Genomic DNA, 16826 nt, shown 5'->3' on the forward strand with positions numbered 1-16826 from the left:
AGGTCACATGGGGCTGCCGCAGGCTTTCCACACCCACGTGCTGGGGCAGCGGCTGTTGGTAGAGGTCGGAGAGGTAGCCGTGCAGTTGTTCGATCAGGGGCAGTACGTCGGCGCGACCCGGATCGTCGATCGCAAACAGCAGAACAGGCGGCTCGGGCGCGACGATGAGGTCCCCGTCGTTGAGGTGGCGCAGGAAAAAGCGGTCGCAACTGAAATGTCCGGTGCCGCCCATGGGCGCGTCGATACGTGCGAACCCATGGCGCAGGTAAAGCGCCTGCGCGGCATCCATGCCGGTCAACGTTTCCAGGTAGATGCGTTGGAAACCGGCGCGGCGAGCGGCATCGAGGCAGCGGCGCATGAGCCGTGAGGCCGCCCCGATGCCGCGTGCCGCCGGCAGGAAGTACATCTTGCGTAATTCGCAGGTGTTTTCGTCGCCACCTTCCAGGGGGGCGATGCCCGCTCCGCCGATGGCCCTGCCGTCCTTCTCGACGACGAAATAGGCATGGCGCGGCCGCGCATAGGCGGCGGACAGACCGTCCACTTCGGGATCGTGGATGGCGAAACCGGGGCCATCGGCCCCGAATTCCGGCATGACGTGGCGAATCACGGCGGCCATGTCGGCATCGTCGCGGGGTTCGATGGGGCGAATGAGGTAATCGGTGCGCATGTCCCGATCCTGCCACGGAAAGCCCCGTTGCGGAATCATGGAGAATTCATTGCCGGAATGGGTGGATTCGATTTCCCTTGCCGATACCGGCTAACGAATTAGCGCACCGGTCATCCATGGCCTATTACCGATCCCATCCAGGTCAAGAGAGACTCGAATCGAGCCATCACACTCTCGCATGCCAGGAGGTTCAGAGTGAGTAACATCAAGCGTACGACACGGACCGAGACTACGCATACCGAGTCCACGGTGGTTGAAACGGTGGACGAGGGCGGATCGGAAGCGTTGCGCCAGGCACCGGTGGCCCATAAGCGCATTCACCCCGCGACGGCCTGGCACCATCTTCAGAGCTTCTTCATTGAATACCCGCCTACCGCCGGCAGCACGACTCCGCCGGTGAAGGTATTCGCCAATGATCGGCAACAGGTGCGGATACGGATGGTCCTGTCGCCTCGGGACGCCAACGGTGCCTATGTCGCCGTTCCTGTCGATGAGTTGCGCGGCATGCTGAAGCTGGTGGACTACAACACCGGTGAGCCGCTTCCTTCGGGCTGGACCGTTGAAAAAACCGCCAACGAATATACGCACGATACATCGGTCATTTCGAGCGCGCCCGGGACATCCGATGCGGATTATTTGCCTCACGATAATCGAGCACAGTCGGGCGCGCAGTCGGGCGCCCCGGCGAGCGACCAGGTTGCGGTTGAACTCTTCGTCCGCACAAGGATGGCCAATTCAGCCGTACGGATTGCCGCATCCATTCTTCCTCCCGGAGGCTCCCAGCCCATCCAGACCCGTCCCGGGGCATCGGGTAACCAGTTCGATAGTTCGGTGAACGTCGATGCGCGTCCGCCCCTGGATCTGTCGATTGACAATTTCCGGGTGCGGGAGAGTTATTACAATCATGACCATCTCAGCTGGTTCACTGTAGCCAATAGATTCATCACCCTCGAATATCAAAGCAGAAGGGTCAGGTTGCTCAGGATAGAAAACGCCGCCGGGGTTCCGTGGGGCCCGGGTATCAACATATACGGCGACCTGGGCGACTTCGAAGCAAATGATTGGTTATATGAAGGCGTGTTTACCATTTGCGCCAAGTCCCCCTGGTCGACGTACTATTTCGATATTCCGGATTACTTCAACAATTACGCGTACGTTTACGACAAGCTGGGTGAAGTCCAGGACTATGAAGACGGGGCCATCCTTTTCCTCCTGCATTATTTTGATGAAAATCAACATTTCCGCTGGTCCACGAACTGGGGCGATCCATCGGACGTGCTTAGCAGGAATGTCATCCTCGTCGACGAATACGGGAATAATCACAGGGTACGGATAGGCGTGCCGAGGCTGGGTCTGCAATTCCAGGTGCTCGGAAAATGGTAATGGAATTATCAGCTGTCGAAATGGCTCACTCTCGCATGCCAGGAGGTTCAGAGTGAACAACAAGAGGATCACGAAACGGACGGAAACCAGGCGTTCGGAGACGCATGTCGAAACGATGGTGGAAGAATGCGGCGACGCAATGGCTGGTGCATGGCTCGGCAGGTCGACTGCCGTGGTGGAGCCGGCCTGGGAAATCACGACATTCAAGCTCATCCGTGTTTCGGCCAGTGACAAGGCGTACACGAATGGCGTCCAACAGATCAAGTTCAAGATCGAGCTGGCATTCAACGACAAGCTGACGGGCAGGCCGGGTGTGCCGACCGAAACGGAACTGGACAGCCTGACCATCGCGTTCGCCGATGAAAGTCGTCGCCTTCCTCCTGATACGGGCACGGCTACGGGATGGGTAACGAGCCCGGGCGTGGCCAGTGCCGAAGACATTACCTATGACAAGGGTTACCTTTCTCATCCCGGTACAGCGGCGCACCCGGATGCCGGGCATCCCGGACTGTCATCCTCGCCGCAGGCCAGCGTGTTCCGTTACTTCTATGTCGCCAATCGGGGCGGCTCTGCCCAGCGACTGTCATTGTGTGCGTACGTGGAATGTGACGATGGATGGAAATACCTGACAAACGGGAAGCGCTTCGATGATGAAGGTTTCGAGCATGTGGCGGATCACGATTCCAGGGAAGACGTGGTGGGTGTGACGCCGGAGGCCTGGTCGATCGATAGCTATCCATGGGAGCGCGATATTCTTTCCGGCGACGAAGGAGGCAGCGAGTCCCGAAGCCATCCCGACTACAACCCCGATTCCGTCCATCGTTATACGTTGTCGTTCAAGGATCCCCGGGGGATCGTGATCGGTATCCGTTCCATGGTGGTGTCGCCCAAGGGCATGATCCAGTGGCATGACAAGGTGCAGGGCGAGTACCGTGCCTGCTTCACGGGGTATGCCCAGCCGGGAAGTACTGAATTGATCTGGGATAGTGCGGTACCCGTCGGGCCGACGGCGTTACCCACCCTATCGTCCGCGGACCAGAAACAAGCTGTCATCGTCCTGGTCGGGCGACAGGATATCGCCTACGAAAACGGCAAGCCGAATGGCCCCCTCACCTTGACCACGACGGATTGGTACGGCAACACGAATACCTTGAAGGTGCGGTTCAAGAGCACGATCGGAGAAGGGCGATGGACCCTGGTTCTTTATAAGTGAACCGCTCGCTGGGGACCAGCGAGGGGCGATGCATGACGCATGGAGGCGTGTATGACGGACGACAGCAAAGGGTCAATCCCGGAACCGGCGACGCAGCCGGTGCCTGGTGCGCGGGATTTCCATCCCGCCGAAACCGGCGGCATCCACTCTAACGCCTATAACTTCCTTAGCGCGGTACACACGGGTGTCGATCCCCGCACGGGGATGTACTCGTGCACGGTCAGCCTGCCGGGCGTGGCGGCGAACGCCCTGTGCGGCCCGACGGTGGGATTGGGTCTTGGCTTCAGTGCGCTCAACCCGGTGGACGCGGGCTTCGGCGTCGGCTGGGCGCTGGCGACCACACGCTACGACACGCGGCGCAAGCGGCTGTCGTTGTCCACCGGCGAGTCGTTCCGCGTGGATACCTTCGTCAATGACAGGGCGACGTTCACGGACCGCAAGCTGCGCACGTTCGACCTGATCCGGGAGGGCTTCGACGGCGACTACCGGATCGTGCACAAGTCGGGAATGTCGGAGCGTCTGCGCGCCGATGCGGGAAGCGATGGCGTGGCCGTGCTGCGCGAGGTACGTTCACCGGAGGGCCATGCGGTGACGTTGGAGCAGAGCGCGACGAACGGGGTGGTCAAGCTGCGGAAGGTGATCGACGGCACCGGGCGCGTGCTGCTGGCCGTGGATTACGACCAGGACGGTACCACGGTGGTGCGCCTGCAGCCGGACACGGCGCGGGCCGCGGCGTTCACCTTTCGCTTCGCCAACGGCCGGCTGGCGGAACTGGCCTTGCCGGACGGTTATGGCGATGGCTGGTCGTTCGGTTACGAAGCGACGGCCACGGGCCTGCTCCTGCTCACGCAAACCACGGTGCCCACGGGTGGCAGGGAAGAGGTCGTCTACCGGCAGGGCGGCCATGCGCTGCCGGGCAGCGGTAACCAACCGCTGAACCACATGCCGGTGGTCGTGGCATGCCGTCGCGACCCGGGCCACGGGCAGCCGGTGATGGAAACACGCTATACGTACTCGACCCGCAACTATTTCGGCTACGGGGCGCTGGCGAACTGGCTGGATGACGAGGACAACCTGTACCGGGTGGTGATGCCCGAGGGGCAGCGTTATGAATACACCTCCACGGAAACGCAGTACGACGGCATCGAGGCGGTACGCACGGTGGAACGGACCTTCAACCGGTTCCACCTGCTGACGCGGGAACGTGCCTCGCAGGCGGGTTGCGTGACCGAGACGGTGACGGTTTACGACGAGGACCCCTCGATCTCGTTTGCCAACCAGAAACCGTGGTGCCAGCTGCCGGTCGAGGTGAGGACGCGGTACTACCGCGAAGACGAGCCCGGACGGGTTCGCGAGGAAGTGGAATCGCGTACCTATGACAACGACGGAAATTGCATTGTCCATACCGACCCCACCGGTGCGCGTGAATACCTTTCTTACTATCCCGCCGGCGGTGAAGGCGACGATTGTCCCGCCGATCCCTTGGGTTTCGTGCGTTGCCTCAAAGAGAAACGCGTGCAACTGCCGACCGGAGCCGAGGGCGGCATCAAGGTAACCCGGCACGCCTATGAGGTGATCCCCGCCGTCGACGGCAAGGGGCCTGGACACTTGCTATCCGTCTACGAGGGCATCCATCGGGAAGTCGATGGGCGCGTTCTCGCCGAACCGCTGAGCGAGACCCGGCAGATGTTCGTCGCCGATGGCGGCGCGCACCATGGAAGACTCCGGCGGGTAGTGTCGACCGTGCATGGCGTGGAAGCCTCGACCGATTACGCCTATGTCGAGGGAACCACCAGGAATGCCGATGCGAACGCGGCCGATGAGGCGGTGCTGTTCATGACGACGACGGTGACCGCCGGCACGGGTAACGACGATGCATTGTCCCTGACGACCCGTAGCGCGCGATCGCTGCTCAGCGGCACCATCGTGATGGAGGAAAGCCCGGGCGGCTCCGTGATGCGCCATACGCACGATGCGCTCGGTCGAAAGATCAGGCAGTCGATGTCGGAGGAAACGGCGTTCGCCGCGGCGAGCGAGGTTCATTACGCGCTCTCGCATGCCGGAAGCTGGTACGAGGAAACGAGCGTAACGGGCGTGCGCACGCGTACCGAGCTGGACGGCTTCGGGCGCGCGATGCGCCGGGTGGCGATGAACTGGCTGGACGATGATGTCGAGCGGGAAATCTGGCGTGCGAGTTTCGATGCGTTCGGACAAACGTTATCCGAGACCACGACGGATCATGCGGTGCCGTTGGCCTCCGGTGCGTCGGGCGACCTGTCCCTGACGACGCGCCACGTGTACGACGCGTGGGGAAATCGCGCCATGTCGATCGCGCCGGACGGCGTGGTTTCCCATATCCGGGTGGACCCCATCGGACGAACCGAGGATCGCTGGAGCGAAGCGATAGGCTCTGGCGCGCGTGAATTGAGCGAGCATTCGCATGTGACGTTCGGTATCCACGGCCGGCCCTTGCGGATCGAGAGGCGCGACGGGCAGGGCGCACCGAGGTCGTGGCGAAGCTACACGTACAATGGGTGGGGACATTGCCTTTCCGACACGGAATCCGCGCCTGGCGTACCGGACAAGGTAACCCGTTATCGCTACGACGATTACGACAGGGTGGCGGAGATCACCTTGGCCGACGGTTCGGTCGTGTACCGGACGTACGCCGCGCATTCCGACGACGAGCTCGTCGAAGCGACAGGCGTTCGCCATACACCCGCCGGCGAGGCGATCGAAGTGGATGTCGAGCTTGGCCGGCAGGCATTCGACGGCCTCGACAGGCGTACGCTGTTTCGCAACGGCTCGCGCGAAACCAGATACGTCTACCGGACGGCCCGCTCCGGCGAACCGGATGAGATCCACCTGCCTTCGCGGGACATACTCTCCTGTACCTATGAAAAGCAGTTGGGCTACCGCCTGACCGCGATCACGGATCAGGCGAGGACGGTGGAATGCCTTTTCGAATACCACCCTGTGCTGGGTCAGCTCCAGTACGCGGCCAATGCGCTTGGCGAACACGACATCGAGTACCTGCCCAGCGGACGCGTGCGAGCCGAGCGCTTTCGTTTCGGTATTCACGATAAATTCGCCACCTACACCTATACCCTGCTCGGCCTGCCGGCAACGTATACCTTCGTCGACGGCGAAACGTGCGGTATTCGGTATGACGAATGCGGGCGGGTTTCGAGAGTCGACAACGACGCGCTGGGAACCGAGTTCGCATACGACGCGTTCTCGCGCACGTGCCGGGTCAAGACCGAATCCGCCGATGGCGAGCGTTCCATGGACATGTCGCTGGCTTACGACGATGGTGGCCGTGAAATCGAGCGCGTGCTTGTCTCCCGGAGTGGGGTGGTCACGGCAAAACAGGCGCTGACCCAGGCGTATGCGGCCGATGGAAAACTCCGCACGCGGACATGGCTTGCGGAAGACGGTTCGCGCGCGGAATCGTATGACTACGACATGCGTGGGCGTCTGGTGGGATATGCCTGCACAGGCAGCCATGCGCCCATCGATCCATGGGGTTTCGCGATTGCCGGGCAGCGGTTCACGTTCGATGCGTTGGACAACATGCTCACGCTGGAGACGACGTATGCGGACGTGAGTGTCCAGCCCAGGAAAAGCAGTTTCCACTATGCGTCGAACGATCCTACCCAGCTTATCCGGATCGAACACGTGCAGGGTGCCAGCGAAGAGATCGTCCGGCTGGAATACGACGCTTGCGGGAACCTGAAGTACGACGAGGCCCAGCGCCGGATGGAATACGACGCGGCGGGGCGGCTGGTCCGTTGGACGCGGGGAAGTGCCTGGCAGGATTATCGTTACGATCCGCTGGACCGGGTGGGAGCGGTCGGTGGATCGGACCCGACACGGTTTCGTTATTACCGGGATGGCCAGGTGGCCTGGGAGAGCGACGGCGTGACGTCGTCGTCGTTCCATGCCTTTGGCGGCGCGAACCTGGCGCAATGCACGTCCGATGCCGTGGGGACGGATACGGTGCTGCTGGGTAGCGATGCGCAGGGTTCGGTCGTGAGCGAAGCAGGGGCCGCGCTGGCCTCACCGGCCTACGGTGTTTACGGGTACCGCCCGGAAGAAGAGGGAAGCAGCGATATCGCCTATGCGGGCGAGCTGAAGGAGCGTGACGTGGGTTGGTATCTGCTGGGCAGCTACCGGGTCTACAACCCCCGCTTGATGCGCTTCCACAGCCCCGATGCGGCCAGCCCTTTCGGACACGGTGGACTCAACGCCTATGCCTATGTATCTGGTGATCCGATCAACCGCATCGATCCCAGCGGCGAGGGCTGGCTGGACTGGGCGATCGTCGGCATCGGCGCGATCGCCACGGCGGTCGGTGTGGTCGCCTCGATGGGTACGCTCGCTCCTGCCGCGGCCGCGTTATGGGCTGGCGCGGCGGTGACGTTCACCCAGGCGGCTGCCGTGGTTTCGACCGGAGTGGGCGTGTTATCGGTCGCGACGGGTGTCGCGTCCGTCGCGCTCAACGAAACCGGGCACGAGTCCGAAGGCAGTGTATTGGGGTGGATGTCCTTGGGTTACGGCATCGGTTCGGCGGCGGTGGGCGCGGCGCCGGCGGTTGCCGCTTCGCGTGTTGGCCGTGCGGTGGCTTCAGGAGCCGGCAAGGTACGCGGTGGTTACAAGGCGGTCAGCGAACTGCCCTGGCGGTTACGTCATGCCGGCGGGAAACCCAGCAAGGTGAGCGCGATCGGGTCTCGTGGGAATCCCGCCGCGCCAAGGGGACGGGTAAATCCTGCCTTTGCCGGGGAGGCGGCCGAGCGTGCCGCACCGCCATCGAACAACTGGGGCGGGATGACGGGTACGGAGAGGGTAAACCAGGCCGCGCAGCGGTTGAGCCGGGGCCTGCCCGTGCCCGAGAACCTTGTTACTCAACGCATGGGGGAAGTATTTCCGGATGGCATCAGCAATGAATGGAGCCATGTGGAGACATTGCTCGATGCCAGGAGAACACCTTCACCCGCCCCGTTCAACCAGCTCTCGCAGAGCGACCTCGTGGGAAGCGGATTCACCGACAACGAGCTTGTCGGCGCGATTGAAGGGATGAACGTTCCCCGCAACAACGCGTTTGCGCAAGAGCGGCTGGCGGAGTCCGCCGGTCTCTTTCGACGATTCATGCAGACCGGAGAGATGGGTGCCCTCCGCCAGTCGAGCGAAGCCCTGCGCCTGGCCCGTGATGGAGTGCGAACACATATGACCATGCCACCACGTGGGTGACTATCCTTCTTCCCGCGCACTGCGTGCCCGCGTCACCCTGCTTGCCGTCTCCTTGCCTAGCCGCGCGGCGAGCCACGCACCGGTGTCGATGAGCTTGCCCAGGTCGATGCCCGTCGTCATGCCCATGCCGTGCAGCATGTAGACGACGTCCTCGCTGGCGACATTGCCCGTGGCGCCCTTGGCGTACGGGCAACCGCCCGTTCCGGAGACCGCACTGTCGACCACGCGCACGCCTTCGTCCAGGCAGGACAGGATGTTCGCCAGCGCTTGTCCGTAGGTGTCGTGAAAATGGACGGCCAAGGCATTCATCGGCACTTCGCCGGCCACGGCGCGCAGCATGTCGCGTGCCTTCGTGGGGGTGCCGACGCCGATGGTGTCGCCCAGTGAAATCTCGTGGCAACCCAGCTCGTGCAGGCGACGCGCGACGCGCACGACATCGGTCACGGCGACCTCGCCCTGGTAAGGGCAACCGAGCACCGTCGATACGTAGCCGCGCACGGCGACGCCATCCGCGCGGGCCCGTTCGAGCACGGGCATGAAGCGGTCGATGGACTCGTCGATCGACGCATTGATGTTGGCGCGGTTGAACGCCTCGGACGCCGCGGTGAACACGGCCACTTCGCTGGCGCCGGCTTCGCGCGCCCGTTCGTAACCTTGCAGGTTCGGCACGAGCACCGGATAGACCACGCCGGGCGCCTTGCGGATGCCGCGAAACACCTCGGCGGCGTCCGCAAGCTGTGGCACCCATTTCGGACTGACGAAGCTGGTGGCCTCGATGGTGGCAAGGCCCGTGGCGGAGAGGCGGTCGATCAGTTCGATCTTCACCGCCGCGGGCAACAGGGTCTTTTCGTTCTGCAAGCCGTCGCGCGGGCCGACTTCGACGATGCGGACGTGATTCGATGCGTTCATGCGGGTTTCCATCAGGCCGTTTCCGTGAAGCGGACGAGGATCGCATCGGCGTCCACGAAGTCGCCTTGCGCGGCGGATATGGATTCGATCGTGCCGGCACGGGGCGCCTTCAAGGCCAGCTCCATCTTCATCGCTTCCATCACCAATAGTTCCTGGCCTTCCTCGACCACATCGCCCGCCGCGGCGCGGACCAGCACGATGCGCCCCGGCATCGGGGCGACGAGGTGCCGGGCACCCGCGGAAGCCTCGCCGGCCCATGCGTAGGCGGGAGCGCGTTCGAACGTCCAGCGACGGCCCTCTTCGTCGTGCAGGCGGATGCGCGTCCCTTCCATGGACAAGGGGATACGCCGTGCCCGGCCGTCGAAGCGGGCGGACAAAATCCCATCGCCCAGGCGTGCGCCTGCCACGGTGCACGAACGATCCCCCTGGTGAAGGACGTAATGGCCATCGTGTCCGTGTGCATCGATCTCATGGCGGCATTCGCCTTCCATCAGGGCGACCACGCGCTTGCCAGGATGGCCCAGGCGCCATGCATCGGCGCGGGCCCACGGCGAATGCGGGTCGCCCGCGTCAGCGGCCGGGGCGGCCTCGTCGGCGAGCAGGATGGCCGTGGCGGCGGCGAAACGATCGAGGTCGCCCGCCCGTGTAGTGCCGGTCAGGAATTCATCGAGATGGCGGTCGAGGTAGCCGGTGTCGATGCGGCCTTCCACCACCGCGGGGTGGCGCGCAAGGCGCTCCAGGAAGGCCACGTTCGATTTCGGCCCGGCGATGTCGGTCTGGGCGAGTGCTTCGCGCAGACGTTCGAGCGCCTTCGCGCGATCGCTGTCGTGGACGATGAGCTTGGCGATCATGGGGTCGTAGAAAATCGTCACCGTGTCGCCGGCGATCACGCCGGCATCCAGGCGCACATGCCTCGATGGCTGGGGCAATGCCAGCGCGGCAAGGCGACCGGAACCCGGCAGGAAGTTCGCTTCAGGGTCTTCGGCGTACAGGCGCACCTCGATCGCATGGCCGCTGGCCCGGACCTCCTCCTGGCGGAGTGGCAGCGGCTCGCCATGCGCCACGCGCAGCTGCCATTCGACGAGGTCGAGGCCGAGGGTTTCCTCGGTGACCGGATGCTCCACCTGCAGGCGCGTGTTCATCTCCATGAAGAAGAATTCGCCATCCTGGCCGACGATGAACTCGACGGTGCCCGCGCCCATGTAGTCCACCGCCCGCGCCGCGGCGACCGCCGCCGCGCCCATCCGCGCACGGCGCTCCTCGTCGAGGAAGGGCGAAGGCGTCTCTTCGAGCACCTTCTGGTAGCGGCGTTGCGCGGAGCACTCGCGTTCGTTGAGGTGGATGATGTTGCCTTGGCTGTCGCCGAATACCTGGAACTCGATATGCCGCGGATGCTCGACGTACCGTTCGAGGATCACGCGCGTGTCGCCGAAGGCATTCGCCGCTTCGCGCTGGGCCGAGGCGAGCGCCTCGGCGAAGCCGGCCGCGTCGCGCACGATACGCATGCCCTTGCCACCGCCGCCCGCGGCGGCCTTGATCATGAGCGGAAACCCGGTTCTGGCGGCTTCCGCGGCCAGATGCGCCGGCTCCTGGTTTTCCCCGTGGTAGCCCGGCACCAGTGGCACGGCGTGTTTTTCCATCAGCGCCTTCGCGGCGGCCTTGGAGCCCATCGCATCGATGCTTTCGGGGCGGGGACCGATGAAGACGATGCCGGCGGTGGCGCAGGCCCTGGCGAAATCCGTGTTCTCGGAAAGGAAGCCGTAACCGGGATGGATGGCCTGGGCGCCGCTACGCCGCGCCACGTCCAGGATGGCCTCGCCGCGCAGGTAGGACTCGGCGGGCCGGGGGCCGCCGATCGGCCAGGCCTCGTCCGCCAGGCGCACGTGCTGGGCGTCGGTGTCGGCCGTGGAATACACGGCCACGGTACGGATGCCCAGGCGGCGGCAGGTCCGGATCACGCGGCAGGCGATCTCGCCACGGTTGGCGATCAGAATGCAGTCGAACATGCGGCTCCCGTCGGGGTTTCGGAGGGGGATGGGAAAAGCGGGAAAACTAGCAGATCGCGGTGTCGTGGCGGGTTGCGCCGCAGCATCCGGGGTGCCGCGGATTTGCAGTACGCGGACGGGTCGCCTAGCCTTGGAGGTCCCGGAGGGCATCCACGTCTTCCCTTATCCCCTCCAGAGCGAGAATTTTTCCATGCAGATCGCCAATCGACACGCCGTTTCCTTCCACTACACGCTGACCGACGATCAGGGCAATGTCATCGACAGTTCGGACGGGCGTGAGCCGCTGGCCTACATCCATGGCGAAGGCCATATCGTGCCGGGCCTGGAAAAGGCCCTTGAAGGCCGCTCGGCCGGTGACCAGTTCAAGGTCGACGTGGCCCCGGAAGAAGGCTACGGCCCGCGCCACGCGGAACTGATCCAGGTGGTGCCGCGCGCGGCATTCCAGGGCGTGGAAGATCTCCAGCCGGGCATGCAGTTCCAGGGCCGCAACGACCAGGGCAGCATCAACGTGACCGTGAGCAAGATCGAGGGCGACAACGTCACCGTCGACGGCAACCATCCGCTCGCCGGCCAGACGCTGCACTTCGCCGTCGAGATCACCAACGTCCGCGAGGCGAGCGACGAAGAACTGTCGCACGGCCACGTCCACGGTGAAGGTGGCCACCACCACTGATCGTCCATGGCCGGCCTGTGGGGGTTACCCCCCCCACAGGGGCTGGATCAATACCAGTCGAGCAACGACACGCCGAGGCCCAGGTAGGTCGCCCGGTGGTTGTAGTCGATCAGGCTCTCGCCATAGCCGTTGAATATCTCGAGGTAGCCACGCAGGTTACCCGCCACAGGGAAACTCCAGGTCCCGCGTAGCGACCCGTGCGAGCGATCCCCTCCACGGAACGAATGACGTGCGGTCAGGCCGAATTCCTGGCGGCCCACCTCATGCACCACCTGGATCTCGCCCCGGCCCATGTAGTCCTGGATGTCGGGATTGTCGTCGTCCTTGCGATCTTCCGGAATGCGCCACCATGGGCGCAGCATGATCGTCCAGCCTTCGCGCTCCAGGCCGATGTCGGCGACCACGCGATTCCAGCTGCGCGAGAGCGGATCGGCGCGCCCGTTGGACTGGTGATTGATGCCGATGCCGGCAAGGCGGCCGGTCCAGCCCAGTACCTGGTAGTTCGTATTGAAGACCAGCAGCGCTTCCGGCTCGTAGTTCGTCTCGCGGAAGGGGCGCGAGTTGTCGGTGTTGTAGACCTGCCACCGCGACGATTGCGTATAGCCGACCCAGACATCGCCGTTGTCGTCGAAGAGGTTTTCCGCGACCTTGGTCTTCAGGCTGATCTGGAACTTGGCCTCGACGCTCTGCAGTTCCTGCGGTGTCGTGACCGTGTGGTCCGGAGCGGGACTGTGCGGCGTGGTGTTCTGCTTCGTGGTACCGAAGAACGGCAGCGCGTAGGTGGGCTTGTACCCGCGCAGGTTGAAGGTGCCGAGCTTGGATTCGGGTGAGAGTTCCCAGCGGCTGTCGAGCAGCGAGAGCGGCCTGGCGAGGTTCCCCGAATTGCGCGTGGCCAGGTCGACGCTGACCGATTCCCCGCTGCGGTCTTCCTTCTTGACCGCCTGTGGCAACTGGTCGCGACCCACGGCCTTGTCGTAGCAGAGCAAGCGTTGCGAATCGGTTTCGATGCCGGCGCAGGCGCGGATGTCGATGGGGCTCGGGTTCTGCGCAAGCGCGAGGCCCGTGTGCAGGCACGCGTAGGCGCCGATGGCGCCAGCGGCGCGGAATGGCTTCATGTTGGTGTGACTCCCTGCGAGCCGGGCTAGCACCGGCGAGGGAGGAGTGTAGCGGCCGCGAGCGTATGGAAAACGTGCAACGCGTTACGCGCCGCAAAAGCCAGGCTCGTGGTTTCCAGCCCCGAGCCTGGCAAGACACCGCTTACTGTCCACTGGCTCCCGACTTGCTCACCCAGCGTTGGTACTCGGCTTTTGAGATTTTTCCATCGCGGTTGCTATCCGCGTACTGGAAATCATTGGCCAGCAGGGGATAGGCGGAGGCCTGTGCCTCGCTGATCGAGCCCTTGCCACCGGCGAGCGTGGCGAAATCCGGCGCGGGTCCCGCCGGTTTCGCTGGCGCGGGGCCGCTGTTCACGGAGACTTGGCCCTGCGGCGTCGACATGGTCGTACCGGACGTGCCGCCCTCGGCGCCCGGAGCGGGCGGTGGCAACGGCGGGTTCGCCGGCGGGGGCGGTGGAGGCGCGCTGGTCGCCTGCGGGGGCATGCTCGGATCAGGCGCCTGCGTTGTCGGCGGCATGCTATCGGCCGGTGGCGCAGGGGGCACTGCTCCCGGAGGCGGAGGCGGAGGCGGGGTGGCTTCGCCCGGTGGTGGAGGCGGGACCTGTCCCGACGGCGGGGCGTTCTGGGCGATTGCCGCGCCTGCCAGCAGCAGCGATGCGCCGAAGGCGACGGCGCGAACTTGCTTCTTCATCGAAAGCCTCCTTTCGTCAGCGTGGTGGAACGCACCGAAACGCGTCAGCGAACGGCATCGTTGCTCACGCTAGCAAGGGGCGATTTAATGGCGACCCAATTGCGATAAGGCCTCCACCGTGTCGTCACGCGTAACCGACGGCGCCTCCACGGGCGACGTGCTCCGCCTCTCATCCCGCTCCGCCCAACTCATGCATCTCGCCGCGCAGGGCTTGCTGAAGCGGGGCACCCGCAGGGCGCGCAAGCCCGACGTGGCGACGACCATCGCCCGGATGGGACTCTTGCAGATCGACACGATCAACGTCGTCGCACGCAGCCCTTACATGGTCTTGTTCTCGCGCCTCGGTGGCTATCGCAACGAATGGCTCGACGAAACCCTGGCCGAGGGACTCATCGCCGAATGCTGGGCCCACGAAGCGTGTTTCGTGCCCTCCGGCGAATTCCGCTACCACCGCGACTATCGCGCGGGGCGCGCGGGTCACTGGGCGCACAAGGGCGCCGAGCGCACCCATGCGGAGGCACGTACCGACATGGATGCGTTGCTGGAGCGGATCCGCAGGGAGGGTCCCCTGCGCGCCGCGGATTTCGAGCGTGACGGTCCGGCAAGCAAGGGCTGGTGGGGCTGGAAACCGGAGAAACGCTGGCTCGAGGCGTGGTTCGCCCTGGGCCGGCTCATGGTGACGCGGCGGGAGCGTTTCCAGCGGGTCTACGACCTCGCCGAGCGGGTGACCGCCCATTGGCCCGAGCCTCCGCCCCCCGGCACCCTGGACGAGGCGGCCGTGCGACGGCATTTCATCGTCGAAAGCGTGCGTGCGCTCGGCATCGCGAAGGCCCGCTGGATAGCGGACTACTTTCGCCTGCGTCCGCGGGTGACGGACGAGGAACTGGCGCCGATGCTGGTCGATGGCTCATTGATACGGATAGCTGTCGACGGCTGGGACGAGCCGGCCTACGTGCATCGCACGCACGCGTCGCTGCTCGACGAGGCGGCGCGGGGAAGCCTGCGGGCGACGCGGACCACGTTGCTGTCCCCCTTCGATCCCATCGTCTGGGATCGCGCGCGTGCGCTGGACCTGTTCGATTTCGAATATACGATCGAGTGCTATACGCCCGCGCCGAAGCGCAAATACGGCTACTACGTGCTCCCCATCCTGCATCGCGGCCGGCTGGTCGGGCGCCTGGATGCGAAAGCCCACCGCCAGGGCGGCTTGTTCCAGGTCCTGGGCATCTGGCTGGAGCCAGGCGTGGCCCTGTCTCCAGCGCTCGTGGAGGGGCTGGCCGTGGCGATCGACGAATGCGCCGCCTGGCACGGCACGCCTCGCATCGTGGTGGAGCGAAGTCAGCCCCGGGGACTGGCTTCGCTCATCGGCAAGGCCTTGGCCGGTTGATCAGCGGGTGGAGGCGGGGGCAGGTACGTCCGCGCACGACTTGCCGTGCAGCGCTTCCTTGAGCTGGTTGGCCAGCGATGTGCAGCGGTTCGACAGCTGGTCACGCATGTCGGCATCCTGCGACTGTCGCAACAGGCTGGTCCGCATGAGTTCGTAGCGGCTTTCGATCTGGTCGCGGGCGTAGATGCCGGCGGCCAGATGGCAGCTCTTGTAGCTGGCCAGGTACTCGTCGCAGGACGCGATGCCGGTGTTGTCGGGCAGGGGAGCCTGCTTGCCGCTCGTGCTCGTGCCCGTGCGGGCGCCGCCACTCTTGGGTGCGGTGCTCGTCGAGGTCGTGGAAGTGGCGGCCCTGGTGCTGCCGCCTGCCGTGCTGGTCGAAGTCACAGTGCGGCTGGTGGTGGCCTCCGGCTTGGTCTTGTGGTCCGAGCAGGCGGCCAGCGCGAGGGCGCCGACCAGGAGTGGGGCAATGCGGATCATGGAGCGGTTCATGGGTCGTCGGTCCCCTTGGCGAGCGTGGACGGATGGTAGCCAAAGTCGCACTGCTAGTGCGACGCGGGGCAAGGATGTCCCCAACCGGGGTGAAATCCACGTCAGCGAGGGGGGAGCCCGGGACAATCCAGGGGCCATCGCTATTTCCTTCAGGTACGAGTATAGTCGCCGGACTGTGTTTGCCGGGGTCATAGAGTTATGTTGACCCGATGCAGCTGATCACGTATCCGCAACATCGCTTCGCTCCTCGCGTTTCCTTGCACACCAGTAATGCGGCGACTTACAACAAGTCGCTGGTTTCATTCGTAAATCGTATTGGAGTGTTTCTATGTCGGATCGTGAGATCGGCACCGTCAAGTGGTTCAACGATGCAAAGGGTTTTGGCTTCATTTCGCGTGAAGCTGGCCCGGACGTGTTCGTCCACTTCCGCGCTATCCAGAGCAATGGCTTCAAGTCCCTTGCCGAAGGCCAGAAGGTCTCCTTCAAGGTCGTGAATGGCCAGAAGGGTCTGCAGGCTGAGGAAGTCCAGGCCGCTTAATCGGCCGGGGCAACCCAAGTTTTGCAAAAAGCCGGGCGGCAACGCCCGGCTTTTTTTGTTTTCCTGGCCTCATTCACGCTTTTCTGCGTGATCGACGTCAAAAAATCGTCCTCTGTAGGGGTTCCCCTACAGAACTTCCGAAAAATGTGGTTATTATCTGATCCACTGTGTCTGCGCGGTCACGAGAGTGACCCGATGTAAGCGAGCAGTCTGACGCTCCATCGCTTCACCCGGTCCTGCATTCCCAGTAAGTCGCCGGCTCGCGAGCCGGTTTTCGAGTGTTGGATAGAGGTGTGTGTGATGGCAACAGGTACTGTGAAGTGGTTCAACGACGCCAAGGGCTTTGGCTTCATCACCCAGGATGAAGGTGGTCCGGATGTGTTCGTGCATTTCCGTTCCATCCAGGGCAACGGCTTCAAGTCGCTGCAGGAAGGCCAGAAGGTGGAATACACCGTGACCCAGGGCCAGAAGGGCCCGCAGGCGGATAACGTCATGCCGAAGTGAT

General features: G+C 64.1%; 12 protein-coding genes and 1 pseudogene. 7 read left to right on the plus strand and 6 right to left on the minus strand.

Translation table 11 applies throughout. The features are described 5' to 3' along the window. Positions 1-181: 181 nt before the first annotated feature. Positions 182-667: pseudogene (locus ACN9M2_RS06425) on the minus strand (GNAT family N-acetyltransferase); the annotation flags it as partial. 195 nt (positions 668-862) lie between these two features. Between ACN9M2_RS06425 and ACN9M2_RS06430 the strand changes: the two are divergent. The 3 genes from ACN9M2_RS06430 to ACN9M2_RS06440 are packed head-to-tail and all read left to right on the plus strand — an operon-like array spanning position 863 to position 8513. Then, a complete protein-coding gene (locus ACN9M2_RS06430; RefSeq protein ID WP_426287295.1) occupies positions 863-2050 on the plus strand; it encodes a hypothetical protein in 1188 nt (395 codons plus the stop codon). 52 nt (positions 2051-2102) lie between these two features. Then, a complete protein-coding gene (locus tag ACN9M2_RS06435; RefSeq protein ID WP_426287296.1) occupies positions 2103-3263 on the plus strand; it encodes a hypothetical protein in 1161 nt (386 codons plus the stop codon). A 51-nt stretch (positions 3264-3314) separates the two neighbouring features. Further along, a complete protein-coding gene (locus ACN9M2_RS06440; protein ID WP_426287297.1) occupies positions 3315-8513 on the plus strand; it encodes an RHS repeat-associated core domain-containing protein in 5199 nt (1732 codons plus the stop codon). Here ACN9M2_RS06440 and ACN9M2_RS06445 read toward each other — a convergent pair whose 3' ends face one another. Both ACN9M2_RS06445 and ACN9M2_RS06450 read right to left on the minus strand, forming a co-directional pair. Continuing rightward, a complete protein-coding gene (locus ACN9M2_RS06445) occupies positions 8514-9422 on the minus strand; it encodes a hydroxymethylglutaryl-CoA lyase (RefSeq protein ID WP_426287298.1) in 909 nt (302 codons plus the stop codon). It lies immediately after the preceding gene. An 11-nt stretch (positions 9423-9433) separates the two neighbouring features. Further along, the gene (locus ACN9M2_RS06450) at positions 9434-11428 is read right to left on the minus strand and encodes an acetyl/propionyl/methylcrotonyl-CoA carboxylase subunit alpha (protein ID WP_426287299.1); all 1995 of its coding nucleotides are present in this window, start codon (positions 11426-11428) and stop codon (positions 9434-9436) included. 190 nt (positions 11429-11618) lie between these two features. On the opposite strand from ACN9M2_RS06450, the gene ACN9M2_RS06455 reads away from it, so the two are divergent. Continuing rightward, positions 11619-12101, plus strand: a complete 483-nt coding sequence (locus tag ACN9M2_RS06455; protein ID WP_426287300.1) for an FKBP-type peptidyl-prolyl cis-trans isomerase — start codon at positions 11619-11621, stop codon at positions 12099-12101. A 47-nt stretch (positions 12102-12148) separates the two neighbouring features. On the opposite strand, the gene ACN9M2_RS06460 is transcribed toward ACN9M2_RS06455, so the two are convergent. Both ACN9M2_RS06460 and ACN9M2_RS06465 read right to left on the minus strand, forming a co-directional pair. Further along, positions 12149-13216 carry a phospholipase A gene (locus ACN9M2_RS06460; protein WP_426287301.1) on the minus strand — a complete coding sequence of 356 codons (1068 nt, stop codon included), beginning with the start codon at positions 13214-13216 and terminating at the stop codon, positions 12149-12151. 142 nt (positions 13217-13358) lie between these two features. Further along, complete coding sequence (locus tag ACN9M2_RS06465) at positions 13359-13907, minus strand: EF-hand domain-containing protein (RefSeq protein ID WP_426287302.1); 549 nt, start codon at positions 13905-13907, stop codon at positions 13359-13361. Between the two features lie 118 nt (positions 13908-14025). On the opposite strand from ACN9M2_RS06465, the gene ACN9M2_RS06470 reads away from it, so the two are divergent. Next, on the plus strand, positions 14026-15294 hold the full coding sequence (locus tag ACN9M2_RS06470) for a winged helix-turn-helix domain-containing protein (protein ID WP_426287303.1): 1269 nt from the start codon (positions 14026-14028) through the stop codon (positions 15292-15294). On the opposite strand, the gene ACN9M2_RS06475 is transcribed toward ACN9M2_RS06470, so the two are convergent. After that, a complete protein-coding gene (locus ACN9M2_RS06475; protein ID WP_426287304.1) occupies positions 15295-15771 on the minus strand; it encodes a hypothetical protein in 477 nt (158 codons plus the stop codon). A 340-nt stretch (positions 15772-16111) separates the two neighbouring features. Between ACN9M2_RS06475 and ACN9M2_RS06480 the strand changes: the two genes are divergently transcribed. After that, positions 16112-16321 carry a cold-shock protein gene (locus ACN9M2_RS06480; protein ID WP_306847895.1) on the plus strand — a complete coding sequence of 70 codons (210 nt, stop codon included), beginning with the start codon at positions 16112-16114 and terminating at the stop codon, positions 16319-16321. Between the two features lie 300 nt (positions 16322-16621). Further along, on the plus strand, positions 16622-16825 hold the full coding sequence (cspE, locus tag ACN9M2_RS06485) for a transcription antiterminator/RNA stability regulator CspE (RefSeq protein WP_426287305.1): 204 nt from the start codon (positions 16622-16624) through the stop codon (positions 16823-16825). Position 16826: the final 1 nt, after the last annotated feature.

The sequence above is a fragment of the Luteibacter sp. E-22 genome, from assembly GCF_049913125.1.
Classification (GTDB): Bacteria; Pseudomonadota; Gammaproteobacteria; order Xanthomonadales; family Rhodanobacteraceae; genus Luteibacter.